15 protein-coding genes and 2 tRNA genes are annotated in these 19539 nt (G+C 36.9%); 8 read left to right on the top strand and 9 right to left on the bottom strand.

Going from position 1 to position 19539, the window contains the following annotated elements; translation table 11 throughout:
* Nucleotides 1-15: 15 nt before the first annotated feature.
* From ABD676_RS18255 to ABD676_RS13310, 5 genes are all read right to left on the bottom strand, one after another.
* Nucleotides 16-177: a two-component regulator propeller domain-containing protein gene (locus ABD676_RS18255; protein ID WP_425565292.1), complete on the bottom strand. Its 162-nt coding sequence runs from the start codon at nt 175-177 to the stop codon at nt 16-18.
* A 458-nt stretch (nt 178-635) separates the two neighbouring features.
* Nucleotides 636-1289 (bottom strand): STM2766 family helicase-associated protein, encoded by a 654-nt coding sequence (locus ABD676_RS13295; protein WP_344675202.1) that lies wholly within the window; start codon nt 1287-1289, stop codon nt 636-638.
* Nucleotides 1290-3278, bottom strand: coding sequence for an STM2767 family DEAD/DEAH box helicase (locus ABD676_RS13300; RefSeq protein WP_344675203.1), 1989 nt, complete (start codon nt 3276-3278; stop codon nt 1290-1292). It abuts the gene before it with no gap.
* Nucleotides 3279-3897: 619 nt separating this feature from the next.
* Entirely contained in the window at nt 3898-4458 is a 561-nt protein-coding gene (locus tag ABD676_RS13305) for a hypothetical protein (RefSeq protein WP_344675204.1), read from the bottom strand.
* 141 nt (nt 4459-4599) lie between these two features.
* Nucleotides 4600-4672: transfer RNA gene (locus ABD676_RS13310), tRNA-Lys, on the bottom strand.
* Nucleotides 4673-4886: 214 nt separating this feature from the next.
* Here ABD676_RS13310 and ABD676_RS13315 point away from each other — a divergent pair.
* Nucleotides 4887-5177, top strand: coding sequence for a GNAT family N-acetyltransferase (locus tag ABD676_RS13315; protein ID WP_344675205.1), 291 nt, complete (start codon nt 4887-4889; stop codon nt 5175-5177).
* An 82-nt stretch (nt 5178-5259) separates the two neighbouring features.
* On the opposite strand, the gene ABD676_RS13320 is transcribed toward ABD676_RS13315, so the two are convergent.
* Together ABD676_RS13320 and ABD676_RS13325 are read right to left on the bottom strand one after the other, a co-directional pair.
* On the bottom strand, nt 5260-6822 hold the full coding sequence (locus tag ABD676_RS13320) for a calcineurin-like phosphoesterase C-terminal domain-containing protein (RefSeq protein WP_344675206.1): 1563 nt from the start codon (nt 6820-6822) through the stop codon (nt 5260-5262).
* A gap of 440 nt (nt 6823-7262) precedes the next feature.
* Entirely contained in the window at nt 7263-8438 is a 1176-nt protein-coding gene (locus tag ABD676_RS13325) for an MFS transporter (protein ID WP_344675207.1), read from the bottom strand.
* A gap of 273 nt (nt 8439-8711) precedes the next feature.
* Between ABD676_RS13325 and ABD676_RS13330 the strand changes: the two genes are divergently transcribed.
* Nucleotides 8712-11891 carry a S41 family peptidase gene (locus tag ABD676_RS13330; protein ID WP_344675208.1) on the top strand — a complete coding sequence of 1060 codons (3180 nt, stop codon included), beginning with the start codon at nt 8712-8714 and terminating at the stop codon, nt 11889-11891.
* 308 nt (nt 11892-12199) lie between these two features.
* Here the strand turns inward: ABD676_RS13330 and ABD676_RS13335 are convergent.
* Nucleotides 12200-12271: transfer RNA gene (locus tag ABD676_RS13335), tRNA-Arg, on the bottom strand.
* A 281-nt stretch (nt 12272-12552) separates the two neighbouring features.
* On the opposite strand from ABD676_RS13335, the gene ABD676_RS13340 reads away from it, so the two are divergent.
* The 6 genes from ABD676_RS13340 to ABD676_RS13365 all read left to right on the top strand — a co-directional run bounded on the left by ABD676_RS13340 (nt 12553) and on the right by ABD676_RS13365 (nt 18620).
* Nucleotides 12553-13185: a peroxiredoxin gene (locus ABD676_RS13340; protein WP_344675209.1), complete on the top strand. Its 633-nt coding sequence runs from the start codon at nt 12553-12555 to the stop codon at nt 13183-13185.
* 141 nt (nt 13186-13326) lie between these two features.
* On the top strand, nt 13327-13641 hold the full coding sequence (locus tag ABD676_RS13345; RefSeq protein ID WP_344675210.1) for a thioredoxin family protein: 315 nt from the start codon (nt 13327-13329) through the stop codon (nt 13639-13641).
* A complete protein-coding gene (locus ABD676_RS13350; protein WP_344675211.1) occupies nt 13622-13879 on the top strand; it encodes a DUF6952 family protein in 258 nt (85 codons plus the stop codon). The genes ABD676_RS13345 and ABD676_RS13350 overlap by 20 nt, the downstream gene beginning before the upstream one ends.
* A gap of 295 nt (nt 13880-14174) precedes the next feature.
* Nucleotides 14175-16613 (top strand): PIG-L family deacetylase, encoded by a 2439-nt coding sequence (locus ABD676_RS13355; RefSeq protein ID WP_344675212.1) that lies wholly within the window; start codon nt 14175-14177, stop codon nt 16611-16613.
* Between the two features lie 12 nt (nt 16614-16625).
* Complete coding sequence (locus tag ABD676_RS13360; protein ID WP_344675214.1) at nt 16626-16823, top strand: hypothetical protein; 198 nt, start codon at nt 16626-16628, stop codon at nt 16821-16823.
* A 105-nt stretch (nt 16824-16928) separates the two neighbouring features.
* Nucleotides 16929-18620: a sodium:solute symporter family protein gene (locus ABD676_RS13365; protein WP_344675215.1), complete on the top strand. Its 1692-nt coding sequence runs from the start codon at nt 16929-16931 to the stop codon at nt 18618-18620.
* On the opposite strand, the gene ABD676_RS13370 is transcribed toward ABD676_RS13365, so the two are convergent.
* Nucleotides 18617-19534, bottom strand: a complete 918-nt coding sequence (locus tag ABD676_RS13370; RefSeq protein ID WP_344675216.1) for an N-acetylmuramoyl-L-alanine amidase — start codon at nt 19532-19534, stop codon at nt 18617-18619. The genes ABD676_RS13365 and ABD676_RS13370 overlap by 4 nt on opposite strands.
* Nucleotides 19535-19539: the final 5 nt, after the last annotated feature.

Raw genomic sequence — 19539 nt, forward strand, 5'->3', positions numbered from 1 at the left:
TGTTTAAGGGGATAATTAGGAAAACTTTTGTTTTATGATACGCTTAACTCCGTCTAAAGTTCCGTACCATATTGTGCCGTTATTATCTTCTTCTATGCAGATGATGGATTCTTCTCCAAGAGAATATACTTTTTCAGATATTTTCTTGGTTAATTCACTAACTTTCTCACAATCAATTAAATATTTATTAACTGTATTTGGATTAGCTTTTTTTCTTTGTAATTAATTCTTGAATTGTTTATTTCAATTTGTAAATTAATTATAGAATAATTGAATTTTTTCCATTTTGAATAGTCTATTTATATAATAAGGCATTCCGTTATGGAATTACCTACATTAATATACGTCAAACCATTAATTAAAAGAACTTCTTCTTAAAATTGAGTTTAAAAAAATTAATTGTACATGTAAATTTTCAAAGTGGTATAATTGCTAGCTTTGTATCTTTATGTAAAAATTTAAAACCTGTTGAATTTGGAAAGTTTCAAGAGGCAAAGATTAAGGATTCTGTGATTATATACTATATAGAGCAAATTTTAAAAATTAAAAGAGCTTATTAAGGTTAGATTTAATCTAACTATTTATTTTTGAATATTAAACCAACTCTCTTTATTTAAAAAAAATGAGCGATATATTCAATATTTTAAATAAATACAGTCTGTTTTTACATTTAATAAATCTATAAAAAATTTATGTTTCACATTTTTGGTTAGACCAATCTTAAAAGTATTCCCAGATGTATAAAATATATCAATATGATTTTCTGGATGCATATGTTCTTTTCCTTCAGCTTTTGCTTTCAGGAAAGTATCTAAATCTCTATCCAACCTTAAGTAACCATCTTCAAATATTAATAAATCTTTTAATAAAGGCCAGGTCTTACCTAAATATATATCATCTATGTCCGAAAAGGATTCTGCAAAGTCAAAATAATCTTCACTATAAAATTTAGGTTCATGAATGATGCTTATAATATCGGAAATGAGTCTGGCATCAATAGGCAAAATATTTTTATAATAAATTTTTCTCTCTATTGGACTAATATTAATTGTAAATGGAAAATGTATAGAATAGGTTTTATTATCAGATATAAAAAATAATCTACTCATTTTGTCAACGTTCAAAATGAGCATATTTTCCTCAAGTTTATTAGTTAAATCTTCAAATAAAATATATCTACAAGCTTCAAATAATATTTTAATAATATGCAGTTTGTTTTTTATTCTAAATTTAGGGAAAAACATTTCAATTGATTCTTGCCTTATTTTGAAACTAAGTTTTTTCTCCATTTAATAAAAATTTTTATTTGCTCTTATGAAAACTCTTGTGTTTTCCTCATCAAATTTCTCAATTCGACTATTTAATAAAGCTTCTTCTAATAAAGACCTTATATCTATTTCTATTTCTTCTTCTTCAAATAGTTTGTCTAAAAATTCTTTATAAGATATGTTTGGTTTCATCAAAAATGAAACTAATTGATTTTTGATTTCAGCTTGTTCTAGCTTAGTTGGTTCATATGTTTTAATGTAGTTATGTTCATTGATAATTTTCAAACCTTCTTCTAGATTATCTAATTTTTCGGGTTTAGTAACCAATAAATATGAATTCAAAAAAGACCTTGTCAACATAGTATACAGAATATTTCTATATTTATAATCATCTTTGATTTGGCCTGTTAAGCAAATTACAAAAGGAAACTCCAAACCTTTTACATTATTGGGATTTGAAACGTAAATGGTGTTTTCTACCTTTATTTTACTTTCATATGCACGGTTTATGGTCCATCCAATTTTTTTATTTATATGAATCGCAAGAGCTTCTATGTACTCGTAAATTTTTTTATTATCATCAAGTATTATTATTGCAATATCATTTGGTGTTAAATTAGGGTCGGAGTCTTTTATGGACTGAATTAACTTAATTACATCATTAGTATGTGTTGTTTTTATGATTTTAGTTCCTAATATGTTATTATCCTCAACATCTTCAAATCTGCGTATTGGTGATCTGGTAAAATGTATTTCATTGTTAGAAAACCTTTGAATATCATAACCAAAAGCTTTCCATTCATCATCTGAAAACCAATTCCATTTTCTCTTTTCAAATAAGCCAAGGCCTACTGAATGTGCAAACATCAACGTTTTAGGGTCAGTTCTATAACATTTATTTAGTATAACATCTACATTCAGAACATCATCTTTAGAAGACTCAAAAATATCTTGAAAAATGTCGCCTGCTATAAATACTTTATGTCTCGTTATTTTTTCTACAACTTTAAAAAACACATCAGGGAAATCTTGTCTTTCATCAACTAGAACATAGTCAAAAGCGTATTCAAATTCTTCATCTGGTATTTTATTTAATTGTTCTAATGCAGCTGTAAAAATAATTTTGTAATTAGTAATTGTTGACCACCTCATAAATGGAATCCCGTAATATGAACATATATAACTATATATTCCTGAATTTCTATCTGCTTTTGATCCCCATGCTCTATCTAGCCAAAGTTTTTTATTCCACTCTATTTGTTTTTCAACCTTCATAAAATTGAAAAAAGATGGAACTCTTTCTTTAAGTGTATTAGCTAAAGCAATATTATGACAAGTGAAAAATATTTTTGGACTATTTTTATTTAGGTATAAATCTTTTAATTTATGTAGCAATAATTCGGTTTTTCCAGTTCCTGAAAGGCCTTGTATTACAACAGTTTTATTGGTAAAGTCCTGATAAATAAAACGAGTTTGTTCGCCATCAAATAGAATTATGTTTTTTTTAACCTTTTCTAAAATAGTCATTGGAACATCCGCTCCAATTTTATCGATATCATTAATACTTCCAATTAACAAAGAAATTAATAGATCGCTAATTCTTTGCGATTTAGAGTCATCAATATTGATTTGTGTTAGAAGGCTGTTAATATCTCTATAATTCTTAGATTTTATTAATAATATATTATCCTTTTCCCATTCACGCAATCTTCCAATATGTTTTTTATAATTGTATTTTGATGAAAGTGAACTTAAATCATCTAAAAAGTCTTCGACATATTGTTCAAATAAGTCATCATCATCAGCTAGGTCGACAAACACTAACTTCTTTTTTGGAATTAAAATTACAAAAGCAGAATCAGAATAATCATATTCGAAATTTTCTAAAAGTGGTGATGATATTACATAGCATTGAAAGTTTAAATCAGATACAACATGCCTCTTTAAGTCATTAATTATGGAATGATTTGAATTCTCTTCATTTATGTGTAAAAATATTCGTTGATTCACTTTGTTAAATTTTAATAAATAAATTTCAAAAAATACTTAGAACTTATTGCCTTAGAAGTTGATAATATGGTTTTTCACCTCAGCCAATATAGAAAATAATCACGCCATAATAAAATATTTTGTCATGCTACTTTCATTACATTGGATCGGCTTCATAAATGCTCCTAAATCTTTTTAATATCTTTAAAAATCTTCACGCTTTTAGTGTTTTGCCCGCCCGCCTGATCACTCAGGCTTCGTTCTTTTCACTATTTTTGATATTCCTTTCCTACAATCCTTTTCAAAAATATCGCCAAGACACTTCGTCTATTTCTTAGATGTCGTTAAATCATGCTTTCGCATCTCTCATCAACGACCTTCGTCCAACTCCTTGTATGAAAGCAACAATGGTCTTTTAACCCTTTGCAACTACGTTTATTTAATAATATTCAGAAGGGATTTTTATAACGGAAGAGTCTGGGTTTATTTTTCTGGTTCCTTAGAAAACGTCAATATTTTTATTAACAAAATTTATTGAAAATTGCTTTTCATAAAAATAAATATTTTCAAGTAATAAGGTTCCAACAGAATTAATGACATTTTGTAAATTAGCTTGATAATGATTTAGATAAAAAAGTAATTAAAGATTGCTGGCACAATCATAACTAGTGCATTTAGAATTATAGAGTTGCTTAAGCTCAGCCATTCCTATGCCTAGGGAGTTGATAAAGTATAAGGGATAAAAAAAGTCGTCGTATCCTAGGGTAGATTCCGGCGTATAATTAATCTCCTTTTCCCAACTTGATTTATCTCCTGATTCTATTGCGACCACGCTGTCGGCTTCTACATCCAGATTATATTCAAGGCGTCTGATCAATTTTCCCTGATCAAATATCTCGATATACATATAGGGTACCCAGATATCAATTGTCATATTAAACACAAGATCATCTGCAGAAAGTAATTCAGCAATGCTTGTCCCCTTTTGTTCTAGCATATCTCCTTCCACGATAACATATCCTTTGGCTGCGGAAGTGAAAATTAAAGTATTTGGAGTTTTATCCTGACCTTCCAATAACTGTTCCCAGCTGAGATCATCTCTACGTTTTTGCAAAGACAGCATTTGCACCAGCTTATGTGCGTGATCTTCCTTTAATATGATCCAACTCTTACAGCTGAAGGTATTAAATAGTTCTTCCATTATTTTGCTCGGATTTGCTACACTTAAAAATAAAGAAAAATAACCTATTATTTTTGACAGGCTTATTTTGAACACATCTTGATTGTTCGTTATAAACAAAAAATCAGGACGCTATTTTTCATAACACCCTGATTATTAACGTGACCTCGCTGAGGCTCGAACTCAGGACCCACAGATTAAGAGTCTGTTGCTCTACCAACTGAGCTACGAAGTCTTTGAATGAGTCAAAGGTACAATCCCTCCTAAAAAAATCAAATAAATTCTAAAGTTTTTTGCTTTAAGTTGACATTCAATCTGCTTCAAATCCGACTTGTTTCTAAATTGCCTATCTCAAAATATATTTTAATACATTTATCAAAACTATTCACCTCATTAGAAGCTCTAAACAAAGTCTTTTCAGCCTTGTTATTATAGCAAACAATAAAAACATGGACATCCGAAATAACGAGAAGAACTTACAATTTGAATATGAGGAAAACGGGGAGATTGCTCGATTAGAATACCGTTTTTACAAGAAAAACATCGCCATGATGCATACGGTAGTTCCAGAAGCTCTGCAAGGTAAGGGAATTGCCTCCGCCTTAGCTGAAGAAGCCTTTGCGTTTGCAGAAGAAAGCAAGAAGAAGGTTATGGTCTATTGTCCTTTTGTGGCAAAATATATTAAGAAACATCCTGAACTAAGAGAGCAGCTGGATAAGGAATTTCATCCGAACCTTTAACCGCATACATTGTCTTTTACAAAAAAGAGCCCATGTCTCCATAGGCTCAATTTGGTTTTTATGAAAATTCTGTTTTAAAATATTATTCTACAACGTCAATAACTTTGCTATTGCTATGTTTTCTACCGAACATATCTACAGCTTCAATTTCTAAAGTATGTTTACCAGCTTTCAATTTAGGAAGTTTAACTTTCCAAAGGTGAGCTGAGTTAACCGCATCACTAGGTCTTCTACCAGCTACTAGATCCGTTGCACCATCATAATTTAAAACATCTTTTAAATATGCTGGATCGGTTCCTACTACCTTTTCCATTGCTTGCCATTCGCCATTATCAAGTCTATAGCTTACTTTGTCATTGGCAGAACCTAAGAAGAAGTTCGCATAAACATGATATCTAGCAGCATATTTAGCTTTTACAGTAGAAGGGCCAAACAGACCGATCGTGTAGTTATCATCTTTTCCAGCAACCTTATAATCGAAGGAATATTTATTGCCATCGATTTTCAAGATTGCATATCCCTTAGGCGTTCCATCACGCATGGTTGAAGTAGGAACACCCAATTCATTCGGCAATCCTGAATACCAGTCACCAGAGGTTGTTCCAACATTATATTCATGGTGTGGATTTGCGCCTTTCCATCCGTGATCAGCAGTATAGAAATTCTGCTGTTGGAAGTGTGTATGCGCAGAAAGAGATAATGTATTTGGATATTCAGCTAAGATATCGAATAAACGCTGTCTGTCTTTATTGCGGAAAGAAGCATCATTATCTGGATTTAAAGGAATATGGAAAGCAAGCACGATTAATTTATCCTTAGGAACAAACTTCAAGTTGTTTTCTACAAAATCCAATTGATCTTCACGTAATCCACCCTGATAACCTTTTCCTTTTTTAGGATGTGGATAGATAATATCATCTAAGACAATAAAATGAGCATTTCCCACATTGAAAGCATAATTTGCAGGACCAAAAACACGCTCATAGCCTTCATCAGATAAAGAGTCTTGTTGAACATCCAAGTTCATGTCGTGGTTTCCAATGACATTGTGCCAAGGAAGCCCCATTTGTCCAACAGTTTGTTTATAACTAGGGTGTAGTGTTAAGTTATCACCTACTAAATCCCCTAAACTAATCCCAAAGATCTGACCTTGTCTGTTTTTAGCTTCATCAACAATACCTTTACGGAAAAACTCCATTTCTTCAGCGGTATAAGCTTGTGGATCTCCAAATACAAAGGCAGAGAAGTTAGCAGATTCTTCTTTATGTTTCAAACCAAAGTCAATGGATTTAGGCAAAGGACCTGTAGGATCAACACCAGCATATTTCATTTTTGGTGAACCCTCAGGTTTGTGGATGTAATAGAATTTTGGATGATTATCAGCATCTACCGGAAGCTCATATCCTGTGGGCTTGATTACGAAAATAATGTTGTCTTTTTGGACAGGAAGGCTGTAATTCCCCTTTTTGTCGGTCTGTACTACTTCCCGACCATTACTTACACTAACACCTTCTATGCCTACTTCTTTGCGGTCCTGACGGCCATTGCCATTTAAATCGTTGTAAACTGTCCCCTTGGCAAGATCTTGCCCAAGTACTGTACCGGTCATCAAACATGCGACCAGCGACCAATATAATTTCTTCATTTTTTGTTTATGGTTGTTTAACCACAAACTTAAGAAAGATAAGTTAAGAAATGATTAATAGTGTGTTAAGGGAAAGATATGAGGATTAGATATGAGACCGCTTCGCTGTTAGATATGAGATATGAGACTTGGGTATGGCGTGCTATTTGTGAAATGATGAGATGTGAGACTTAATGAACTATCTAGATAGCACCCTAGGTAGGCAGTACTGAGCGAGTTGAGTATGAGGATTTATCCTCATCGAAAACGAGCGTAATGTCTGCCCGCTAAAATTATGCTTCCAAAGTACAAGTTTTCTATCTTAAATCTAACATAGGAATGTCTACCCGTTATAATTAAGCTTTCAAATCGCCACAAGTCTGTTGTCTGTTATCTGTTGTCTAAAAGCGTAGCGGTCTATCTCCCATCTCATATCTAGTAGCATAGCGGTCTCAACCCCCTCACATCTCACTCCTTCGCATCCTACTAACCATTACAAACATCAGCAGGCCAAACAAAGAAAATAAGGCAAAAGAATATTGCAAGCTAAATAGTTCAGCGATATAGCCAATTAATGGAGGTGCCATTAGAAAGCCGAGAAATGATATACTAGAAACCATTGCAAGGGCTACACCTGCAGGAATAGTTTTATGTTTACCTGCTACGCTATAGACCGTAGGTACATTACAGGCTACACCCAATCCAACCAACATAAATGCCAATGTGCAGATATAAAGATTAGGAAATAAAACCGAGGTTAGCATTCCTGCGAACATCAAGAGTCCACTGAGCTGCAATGTGCGACGTCTTCCTAATTTAGAGATAATGCCATCTCCGATAAAGCGGCCTAATGCCATCATTACCATAAAAGAACCAAAGCCAAGAATAACCAACTTTTCTGGAGCATGTATAACCTCTGAAAAGTAAACACCGCTCCATTCAAACATTGCCCCTTCTGTCGCCATGCTAAAGAAGCCTAAAATCCCCAATTGAATAATCATCCAATCAGGCTTATACTTTGACTTCTCCTCCTTCTCTTTCTGTTTCGGTTGCTCAGGAACAAGCAAGCGTTTGTTCCATAAGATATTAATCGTCAGCAAGAGAAACATGCCAATAAAGTGTTGCATGCTTGGCAGCTCCAATTGCATAGAAAGAAAACCCAACAAGGCGCCTGAAAAGCCCGCCAAGGACCAAGCTCCATGGAAAGAGGACATGATTGGTTTACCATAAATTTCTTCTGCCAGAACACCTTGGGTATTGACCGATATATTACCCATGTTTCCAGCCATACCAAACAAGAATAGACTTGCACCTAAGTACCAAACATTAGGCGATAATCCAATCAGGATAAGTACAAAAGCATATAAAAAAGCTGCCCAAGGCAATACACGGTGACTTCCAAATTTATTAACCAGGAAAGCGGAAATTGGAAGAGTAACCAATTGTCCAATGGGAATCATCAATAAAAGAGTGCCTAACTCAGCTTCTGATAGTCCCAAGCTTGTTTTAATACTCGGAATACGACTCGCCCAAGTAGCAAATCCTAAGCCTTGGCCAAAGAAAAATAATGCTACTGCAATGCGAATGCGTTGTTTTTGTTGTAGAGAATATGCCGAATCAGTACTCAATGAGCTCATTACCTTAATTTTTCAGCAAAATTAGCATTATTAATTCGGCTATCTATCTTAATGAAGTGTAAAAAATACACGTCTGTATATGTGTTGGTGAATAAACATATCTTAACCAATTCCAGATAATACTCCCCCAATATTTTACATTTACCTTAAAACCAATTAAATACATAAAATATTGAAGTAGGTAATAAATTGTAATATTATAGTAGTGTCATGCTAAAATGTTGGATCGAATATTAAATTTGTTAATTATTACCAATAATTATTGATTTCAATATGTTTAACAAATCATTATTAGCCTTTGCTTTACTACTTGCAGGGACTGGCAGCAGTATAGCACAAGTTCAACCTACCTTTTTATCAAATCCAACCATTAGCCCAGACGCGAAGACCATTGTCTTTAGCTATGAGGGTGACCTTTGGAAAGTTCCAACTCAAGGTGGACCAGCATTACGTATTACGGCAATGGATGGAAATGAGATTTCACCAAGAATCTCTCCTGATGGAAAGTGGTTAGCATTCTCTTCCAATCAAAACGGGAATATGGATGTTTATGTGATGCCTTTAGCGGGAGGTGAAATCCGTCAGATTACACACCATGATGGTGCTGACGATGTAGCAAGTTGGAGTTGGGACAGTAAGAGTATTTACTTTACCTCTACTCGCGAAAATAGAATGAGTAGTTTTAAGGTAGATGCAGCAGGTGGTACGGCACAGCGTATTATCCCACATTTCTTCAACTATATCCATAACATGGTGGAAACACCATCAGGCGAACTTCTTTTCACTGATTCATTTGAAAGCTATAGCTCTGCAAATAGAAAAAGGTATAAGGGTGCATTCAATCCTGATATTAAAGGCTACAACCCGAAGGATAATACCTTTAAAGACTATACAACTTATATAGGAAAAGACCTTTGGCCAACTGTTGACCGCAAAGGCAATATTTTCTTCGCTTCCGACGAAGGTAATGATGAATATAATCTATATACCTTCAACAACGGAAAGAAAACAGAACTAACGAACTTTAAAGAGTCTATCCGTACGCCTCAAGTTTCAGCAAATGGAGAATCCATCATATTTGAACGAGGATATCAGCTTTACATTTATGATGTTGCGAGTAAGAAAACAACTCAACCAAATATCATTGTTAGTAGAAACCAAGTATTGGGCAAATCCAAAGAGTTTGATGTCAGAGGTGCTATAAGCAATTTCGATGTTTCTCCAGATGGTAAAAAGTTAGCTTTTGTTTCTCGTGGTGAACTCTTTGTTTCCGATGTGGATGGCAAGTTTATTCGCCAAATGCCTTCTGCTGGCGAACGCATCATGGAGGTGAGCTGGTTAAAGGACAACCGTACGCTTGTTTATAATCAAACAGTAAATGGTTATCTGAATTGGTTTAGCCGTTCAGCTGATGGTAAAGGCGCTGCCAAACAACTAACATCCGACAAACGAAATAACCGTGACCTCAATCTTAACAAGGAGCGCACGAAAGCTGTTTACCTGTCAGGAAGAGATGAAGTAAGGATTCTTGATCTGGCATCTTTAAAAAGCAACACCATTGTAAAGGATGAACTTTGGGCTTTTCAAAATTCATCACCTTCATTTTCTCCTGATGGACAATATGTTCTATTCACCGCTATTCGCAATTTTGAACAGGATATCTTTGTTCACCACTTAGCAGATAATAAAACGATGAATCTGACAAATACAGGGGTATCCGAAACTTCACCTGTATTCTCTGCGGATGGAAAATACATCTATTTCTCCAGCAACCGCACGAAGCCTTCTTATCCAATGGGAATGGGAACTGCCAGCATTTATCGCATGGCCTTAGAGAATTTCGATGAGCCTTATCGTGTCAGCAAATTTGATGAGCTTTTTGAAGAACCTAAAAAGGAACAAAAAGATACTACGACCACTAAAAAACCGGTCGATAAAAACAAGCCGGCTAAACCAACTGTAGCAACAGCTAAACCGACACCTAAGAAAAACTTAGTGACCATTGATGTCAATGGACTTATGGATCGTATCCAACAGGTAAGTCCTTTTGCGGGATCTCAATTCTCACCTAAAGCCTTTAGCCGTGGAGACAAGCAATTCCTTTTCTTCCTGTCCAATCATGAAGGCAAATTAGGTATGTATCGTATAACCTATGAACCTTTTACAGCTCCAAAAACAGAGAAAGTGGTTGATGGTTCTGTAAACAACCTGATCGAAGTAGAGGGTCGATATTACATATTGGCAAACGGAAACTTCCAAAAATATAACATTGACTTTAACCGCGTTGAACCGGTAGAGATTTCCAGCAAATTCAATAGAGACCTGGATAAAGAATTTAAACAAATGTTCTTTGAAACATGGGCTAACGTTGAAGAGAACTTTTACGATTCTTCTTTCCATGGGGTAGACTGGGAAGGCATGAAGAAAAAATATGCGGCATATCTTCCAGGTATTAACAATCGTAATGACCTCAGAATCTTATTAAATGATATGCTGGGTGAATTAAATGCATCCCACTTAGGTTTTAGTAGCATGGGTACTGAAGAGCGTAAGAACTTCAATTTTGTGAGTAATGAGCTTGGCGTAACATACGATCAAAAGAATCCTTATAAAATCGCCAGTATAGTTCGCAATGGTCCGGCAAGTCGTAAGGGTATTGACCTACAAGCTGGCGATGAACTTGTGGCCATCAATGGTAACCCTATTGATAAAAATATGGATCGCGATTATTACTTAACCATGCCTTCACTAGCTCCTGAATTGCAACTTAGCATTAAAAGAAACGGCAAGGAGTCTACCATAAATATCCGTCCGCAAAGTAGTGCTGCATTCCGCGAGTCATTATATGATGAATGGATTAAAGGCAACCGCAGTAAGGTCGATCAATTAAGCGGTAACCGAATTGCCTATTCGCATATGAAGAACATGAGTACTTCCGAGTTAAACACGTTCTTGTTGGATATGGCTGAACAAGAAAACAATAAGGATGGTATCATCTTGGATTTACGCTATAATACGGGAGGAAATGTACATGATGAAGTTTTACGTTTCTTATCTCAAAGACCTTATCTACAATGGCAATATCGTGGTGGTAAGCGTGCTCCTCAATCGAACTTTGCTCCAGCTAGTAAACCAATCGTTTTACTAATCAACGAACAATCGCTTAGTGATGCCGAAATGACTGCAGCAGGATTCAAAGAATTGAAACTGGGCAAAATTATCGGTACAGAAACCTATCGCTGGATTATCTTTACCTCCGCTAAGAGTCTTGTAGATGGTTCTTCTTACAGATTACCAGGCTGGGGGTGTTATACCCTCGATGGACAAGATCTCGAACTTACAGGTGTAGCACCTGATATCGCTATAAAGAATACCACAGCAGATCGAATCGCAGATAAAGATCCGCAACTCGAAAAAGCAGTATCTGAAATCCTAAAGGATCTTAAGAAATAAACAATACAAAGCCGACGAGAGTCGGCTTTTTTGTTTATTTCTTGATTCGTATTACTACGAAAAATATGAGTAAAAGAGACTCTTTAAAAATGTATCTACGGACGAGATGCTACTGAAGAAGGAACAAAGCAATCCATTTTTGAACCTATTGAGATCTAGATAATATCAAGTATTATATTTTTCAAAAAATAATCCTAACTAACTTGGCAGCAAAAATCTAAATATAATTGAGCTAACATCAACAGTTCCTTCCACAGATTGTTTATCGACAAAAAAAGGAGACAATCCATATATGATGCCTCCTTAAGTAGCCCCGAGCAGAATCGAACTGCTATCAAATGTTTAGGAAACATCTATTCTATCCGTTGAACTACGGGGCCATGCTGCAAAACTAATATTTTAAGCAGCTTGTACAAAATTATTTCTTATCCCCTCTTTCTCCCCCTTCCCTTTCTCCTTCCAAAAACAACCACTATCCTATTCAAAAACACCAAAAAAATATACAATCCTCAATACCAAGCAATAACCAAAACATGATATAAATCACATTTATAAATGACACCTATTTCTTATAGACAAAAACGATAGTTAATAAAGAATATCAATACTTTTGAGGCGATAAAAAGCGTACTTTTGTATCAGAAAAAGAAAAGAAAATATTATGAGTTTTACAGGTAAAAATTTCCCGAGCATTACAGTTGACGCTATTGACTATTTAGGTGACAATTTCACATTGAACTTATTTGAGAAAGCGAAGCAAGAGAACAAGAAAATCTTGTTGTTCTGGTATCCAAAAGACTTTACGTTTGTATGTCCGACGGAGCTTCACGCATTCCAAGAAGCAGCTGCAGAGTTCGAAAAGAGAAACACGATCCTAGTTGGTGCATCATGTGACTCGGCAGAAGTACACTTTGCTTGGTTAAACACAGCAAAAGACAATGGTGGTATTGAGGGTGTTGAGTATCCGCTTGTTGCAGATACTAACCGCAACCTATCCAGTGTATTGGGCATCTTAGAAATGAAAGAGGTAGAGCACCCAGAGTATGGTACTTTGGTGGAGGGTTCTGCAGTAACTTTCCGTGCTACTTACTTGATCGATGAGACTGGTAAAGTATTCCACGAGTCAGTAAACGATATGCCTTTAGGCCGTAACGTTAAAGAATACATCCGCTTGATCGATGCTTACACGCACGTTCAAAAACACGGAGAAGTTTGTCCAGCAAACTGGGAAGAAGGAAAAGAAGCTATGAACGCAACTCGCGACGGTGTAGCATCTTACCTATCTCAAAACTAATAACCGAATTCTATAAAGAGGAGGTTATAGCCTCCTCTTTTTTTTAGATTCCATTGCCCAAACAATCGAATCTACTTGCTGAAGATCAAAAGCAACAACGGTTTAAATTAACAAACAGACATTAACGAATAAAAAATAATCATGTTACAAGAATTAAACGCTGATAACTTACAAGAAGTAGTAGACAATAACGAAGTAGTTATGGTTCAGTATGCCGCTTCTTGGTGTGGCAATTGCCGTATCATGAAGCCAAAATTTAAGAAACTTGCAGGCGAAAATGAGAACGTGACGTTCTTAATCGTCGATGCAGAGAAGTTTCCGGAATCAAGAAAACTAGCTAACGTAAATAACTTACCTACATTTGCCGCTTTCAAAAACGGTAAATTGGTAAACCAAGTACAAACAAATAAAATAGAAGGATTAACAGATTTATTAAATGAAGTTACCAATAATTAAGCACCTGACCGAGTTCATCGCTGAAAACGATGCAGACTTTGTCTTGGAAACAATCGAGACTTTAGAATCTTTGACCGAAGTTTCTCAATTGAAAGATGAGGAGCTGGATGTCATTGGTGAATTAATTTCAAATATGTACGGCGCCATCGAAGTAAACAAATTAGTACAAGAAGGCATGCCACAAAAAGAAGCCCTAAACAGCTTTATGAAGCGTGTAATGGGTTCAATTGATAAATAACCTCAAGCATTAGCTGCACTTGAGCAGCAATTATTGTTTTCCTTTTCCACAAAAACCTGTGCATAACTGTGTTTTTGTGGAAAAGTTTTTTAAGCCAATCCCCCGTTTTCCATTCTATTTGTATTACTTTTATATTCATTAAAGGTTAGATCAAATAAGCGCATCATCCTGCCAAATGAACCAATGCTTTAAACACATCGGTTTGAAGTCAAAGATTTTTAATTGTTGGTAAAAGGAATCAAATTAATTTGATTCCTTTTATTTTTATACGTAAAACTTCCTTATTTTTAGTTCTATGACGCTTAGAACATGCAGTTTACTGCTATACCTCCTTTTTCAATCTCTCTTTCTTCATGCCCAAAACAGCAGCAATGCTGCCCAGATTAAACTGAAGATTGATCGATTAAACAGTTTAGGCTCCGTGTTGTATTTTGCAGCACACCCCGATGATGAAAACACCAAGCTAATAGCCTGGTTGGCAAATGAAAAGAAATATAAGACCGCCTACCTATCCCTTACAAGAGGCGATGGCGGGCAAAACTTGCTAGGGACTGAGCAAGGAATTGAACTCGGCCTTATCCGCACGCAGGAATTATTAGCCGCCAGAAATATTGATCGAGGTGAACAATACTTTACTTCGGCTTTCGATTTTGGTTTCTCCAAAACCCACGAAGAAACATTCAATTTCTGGAAGAAAAACGAAACATTAAGAGAGGCTGTTTACCTGATTCGCAAATTACAGCCTGATGTCATTATCACACGCTTCCCTCCGGACAGTAGAGGTGGACATGGGCACCATCAAGCATCGGCGATCTTAGCACATGAAGCTTTTCTGGCTGCAGCAGAACCTTCTAAGTTCCCTGAGCAATTGAAAACCTTGAAACCGTGGAAAGCTAAGCGACTCGTTTGGAATACTGCAAATTTCGGTGGAATGAACCACACCTCTGAGGATCAATTAAAGGTCAATATTGGGCAGTATAATCCGCTATTGGGATATTCTTACGGCGAAATTGCCGCACTCAGTCGGTCTCAACATAAAAGCCAAGGTTTTGGTGCCGCTTCCCAACGTGGTGAAACCATAGAATACTTCGATCATGTGGTCGGCGATAAAGCCAATACCGATCTTTTTGAAGGAATTAAAACCGATTGGTCCAGACTGCCTGAACCGACAAACCGAATTCAAGAACTTATCAAACTTATCCAACAGAACTATAAAGCAAACAGCCCCGATCTTTCCATTCCTGATCTGGTTAAACTACACAAACACATCAATCAGCTAAAAGATTCTTTTTGGAAAAAAGAAAAACTCCAAGAGGTGGAGCAGCTTTTAATTGACTGTGCTGGCTTACACATGACCGCTACTAGTAAGAAGGCATTGGCTGTCATGCAGGAGGAAATGCCAATTCAGGTAGAATTAATCTCCAGATCCAACAACATCCCTGTGATCTTGAAAGCAATTGATGGAGATTCCAGTAAAGAAGTAAGTCTACCTGTCAATAAGACGCAAACCTTTACGATCCAAAAATCATTTGCCAATTATACCCAACCTTATTGGTTGGTCAAGCCACATACTCTAGGGAAATTTGATGTTGCTGAATCCGATTTCGGATATCCTGAAAACAGTGAAAAACCGAAGGTTACAGTTCAATTGGATTTCTATGGAGAAAAAATAAACCTAGATCTGCCAGTTGTCTATCGTTATGTAGACCCAGTACATGGTGAGATATTGGAGCCCCTCAGCATAAGCCCAATCATAACAGCGGCTTTAAGCAGTTCAAATTTACTTTTGCAGGCCAATGAAAACAAAAGTATTCGCATTCAACTTCAAAACCACAGCAATTCGACTCAAAGGGGCAATCTTCAGTTTAAACAAACAGATGGCTTGGTATTACAACCCAATCAATTTCAGGTAGAGATTCCTGCTGGCGGGATTTGGGAAGGACATATTCAAGTTTCAAACCCAAAAAACAGCCCAAGCACACAGGTCGATTTACTTTGGAACACTCAGCCTTTAATAGGCTACCACAAAATCAGCTATGATCATATCCCGAGCATAACTTGGTTCCCTCCTATTTCTCTTCAAGTCAAATCCCTGGAAATCACCAACCCTGTAAAACGCATTGCCTACATTCCAGGTGCAGGAGACCTGATTCCACAATCTTTGGAGAACATAGGCATTCAAGTCGATGTGCTAAATCCAGACAACATCAGCATGGGAGCTTTGAAACCTTACGATGCGGTGGTAGTTGGAGTTCGAGCCTACAATGTAAGCAATTCGGTGAACCGTTGGTTACCACAGGTAATCAAATATGTAGAAGATGGTGGCGTGGCAGTGGTACAGTACAATGTAAATTCGCGTATGGGCACTTCAGTTCTTGGTCCTTATCCTTTTCAAATAAGCCGAACTAGGGTAACGGAAGAAGATGCAGAAGTTAAGTTTACAGACCCGAAAGACCCGGTTTTAAACTATCCCAATAAAATTACAAAGGAAGACTTCAAGGGTTGGGTCCAAGAGCGTGGATTGTACTTTGCAGAGCAAATCGACCCGCAATACCGCAGCCCATTGCTTATGAACGACCAGAATGAGGCCGCTTCCAACGGTTCTTTAATCCTTACAAAACATGGAAAAGGTAAATTTGTCTATACTTCTTTGGCATTTTTCAGACAATTACCCGCTGGAGTGCCCGGAGCTTATAGATTATTTGTAAATTTGTTAACTAAAGAAGAAAAATAACTTAATCACATAATGGAAAATCAAATCGAGAACTCGAACGAAATCAATGCAAAAGGAATTATCCTACTATTTGGTGTTATCTTAGGTGGATTAACTGCTTTTGTTGCTACACACTCTTTATTAGGTATTATCGCAGGTATTGTTGGTGGATTGATCTTCGCCATCATCTTCATCTCGGCTCTATTGCCGCATAAACCACATGACAGATAATGGACTTCCTCCATTTGTACGATCTTGGAGACAATTCTATTGGTTAATTGTTCTCTGGCTTATCGTATGCATAGTATTGATGTATTTCTTTACTAGATACTTCGGATGAGTAGTATCGACTGGATAGTACTCATCCTCACCTTACTTTCTATTGTTGCTTATGGCATCTATAAAAGTAAGAACGTCAAGACCATTGACGGTTATATTCTTAGTGATCGATCTTTACCCTGGTATACGGTCGGTCTTTCAGTAATGGCCACTCAAGCGAGTGCTATTACTTTCCTCTCTGCCCCCGGGCTTGCCTATACTTCTGGAATGAGCTTTGTGCAATTCTATTTTGGACTGCCCCTAGCCATGATCGTCCTCTGTGTTACCTTTATTCCTATTTTTCATAAGCTAAAGGTCTATACGGCCTACGAATTCCTGGAGAAACGTTTCGATGTCAACACGCGTGTTCTTACGGCCAGCCTATTTTTGATTCAGCGTGGAATATCTACTGGAATCACCATTTTTGCTCCAGCAATCATTCTGTCCTCCGTTCTTCACGTCGATCTAACCTTAACGACATTAGGCATTGGCTCTCTGGTGGTCATTTACACGGTCTATGGCGGCACGAAAGCAGTATCCTATACCCAATTGCTGCAGATGGGAATTATATTCGCAGGTCTCCTCTTAGCGGGCATCCTCGTGGTGCACCTCTTGCCAACCAATATTGGATTCCGTGATGCACTTCATATTGCTGGTAAATCTGGAAAAACAAATGCCATTGATTTCAAACTCGATCTCAACAACCAATACACCGTTTGGACCGGTCTTATCGGGGGTTTTTTCTTACAGCTTTCTTATTTTGGAACAGACCAAAGTCAGGTAGGTAGATACTTGACAGGTGCTTCCATCAAGGAAAGTCGAATGGGCTTATTAATGAACGGCCTGTTGAAAGTACCTATGCAATTCTGTATTCTCTTGATCGGGATTCTTGTTTTTGCCTATTACCAATACCATACGCCGCCTTTGTTTTTTAATGAGGCAGAAGTAAACAAACTGGAACGAAGTGAGCACAGGGAAGCTTATCAGGGCATTATGCAGAAGCATGAGCAGCTCAGTCAGGAAAAGACCTTGGTGATCCAAAACTTGACCAATGCCTTAGATCAACATGAGGAGGCTAAAGTCGATGGATTCAGAAATCAATTGCAGGATTATAATAACCAAGAGAAGGTTCTACGAGAGGATTTAGTCAAATTGATGAAAAAGAATGATGTAGAAGCAGACACGAACGACAACAACTACATATTCTTACGCTTTGTTATTGACGTCTTTCCTAAGGGTTTAATAGGCCTACTAATTGCCATCATCTTCTTGGCGTCCATGGGCGCGACTGCCAGTGCTATTAACTCTCTGTCCTCAACCACGGTGATCGACATCTATAAACGATTTGTGAAAAAGGGTGCAGATGATGCCCATTACCTTCTGGCATCTCGAATCAGTACCTTATGTTGGGGAATATTTACCGTCATCATAGCTCTTTATGCCAACAAACTTGGTAATCTATTGGAAGCCGTGAACATTTTAGGGTCTTTGTTCTATGGAACGATCTTAGGGATCTTTTTAGTCGCCTTTTATGCAAAAAGCATATCCGGACGTGCCGTTTTTATTGCGGCATTAATTACTGAAGTCATTATTATCAGTCTGTGGAAAATGGATATTATGGCTTTCCTATGGCTCAACCCTATAGGCGCTGCCTTAGTGATCCTATTTGGCTTCTTAATTCAGGCATTACTCCCTAGGCGGGCCGTTTAATAGAACTTCCTGTAGAGGTCGAAGAGCACCATCTTATCGTAATCAGTCAGCACTCCCGTTCGGTCATTCTTTATAAACTTCTGCTTAAACACACGTATTACGGCCTCTGGTCGACTCATATCATAGCCCATAAGCTTGAGGGCATCTATTGGATTAAAGTTCGCAGGAGCTGGCATTAAAGCATTCGGATTATACCAAATCCCAAAACCTCGTTGCGCCAATCTTTCCCATGGAAAGAACGCACTTGAGTCATCCTTCCTCCCCGGTGCAAAATCACTATGCCCAATAAAGTTTTTCTGTGGAATTTGATAACGTGTCTTTAATGTATCCAAAAGGGTCATCAAAGATCGAATCTGCGAATCTGGAAAGGGTTCATTACCGTTATTGTCCAATTCAATTCCGATAGACACGGAATTCATATCGGTAATTTGACCCCAAGACCCCTTACCAGCATGCCAAGCACGCAGGTAGTCGTTCAACATTTGCACTACCCGACCGTCCCTACCAATCACATAGTGGCTACTTACCTTAGTATGTGCCAATTGAAAAGTACGAATAGTCTGGGCTATGCTGCTCTGTGAAGTATGGTGAATGATCACAAATTGAGGCTTACGAACATCATAGTGGATGGCTGCAGCATAATCAAATGCCTTGTTTGTTCCCTCACGAAACATATTCCAAGCATTTTCTTCAGGCGTAAGAGGCGGTGCTATTTGATTAACCAAATTGCTAGGCTGTAGCTTTGTTGAATCAATCAAGGTGTCTAACCTAATCACCGTATCCTCTACAATTGGGGTAGGTGCTATTACAGCCGTAGATGGTTGACCTAAGGTCTTGGTCTTCTTGCTGGTTGAGCAAGAAGCCATGAAAAATAACAATCCCAGTACCGCAACGTATCCTGTAAGTCTATGCATTTATT

The organism is Sphingobacterium kyonggiense (assembly GCF_039536825.1).
Lineage (GTDB): Bacteria > Bacteroidota > Bacteroidia > Sphingobacteriales > Sphingobacteriaceae > Sphingobacterium > Sphingobacterium kyonggiense.

Bases quoted from the DNA above. Each gene is read 5' to 3' on its own strand.
- ABD676_RS13295 (WP_344675202.1), bottom strand. From the start codon at position 1,289: ATGGAGAAAAAACTTAGTTTCAAAATAAGGCAAGAATCAATTGAAATG.
- ABD676_RS13305 (WP_344675204.1), bottom strand. From the start codon at position 4,458: ATGGAAGAACTATTTAATACCTTCAGCTGTAAGAGTTGGATCATATTA.
- ABD676_RS13315 (WP_344675205.1), top strand. From the start codon at position 4,887: ATGGACATCCGAAATAACGAGAAGAACTTACAATTTGAATATGAGGAA.
- ABD676_RS13320 (WP_344675206.1), bottom strand. From the start codon at position 6,822: ATGAAGAAATTATATTGGTCGCTGGTCGCATGTTTGATGACCGGTACA.
- ABD676_RS13325 (WP_344675207.1), bottom strand. From the start codon at position 8,438: ATGAGCTCATTGAGTACTGATTCGGCATATTCTCTACAACAAAAACAA.
- ABD676_RS13330 (WP_344675208.1), top strand. From the start codon at position 8,712: ATGTTTAACAAATCATTATTAGCCTTTGCTTTACTACTTGCAGGGACT.
- ABD676_RS13340 (WP_344675209.1), top strand. From the start codon at position 12,553: ATGAGTTTTACAGGTAAAAATTTCCCGAGCATTACAGTTGACGCTATT.
- ABD676_RS13345 (WP_344675210.1), top strand. From the start codon at position 13,327: ATGTTACAAGAATTAAACGCTGATAACTTACAAGAAGTAGTAGACAAT.
- ABD676_RS13350 (WP_344675211.1), top strand. From the start codon at position 13,622: ATGAAGTTACCAATAATTAAGCACCTGACCGAGTTCATCGCTGAAAAC.
- ABD676_RS13355 (WP_344675212.1), top strand. From the start codon at position 14,175: ATGACGCTTAGAACATGCAGTTTACTGCTATACCTCCTTTTTCAATCT.
- ABD676_RS13360 (WP_344675214.1), top strand. From the start codon at position 16,626: ATGGAAAATCAAATCGAGAACTCGAACGAAATCAATGCAAAAGGAATT.
- ABD676_RS13365 (WP_344675215.1), top strand. From the start codon at position 16,929: ATGAGTAGTATCGACTGGATAGTACTCATCCTCACCTTACTTTCTATT.
- ABD676_RS13370 (WP_344675216.1), bottom strand. From the start codon at position 19,534: ATGCATAGACTTACAGGATACGTTGCGGTACTGGGATTGTTATTTTTC.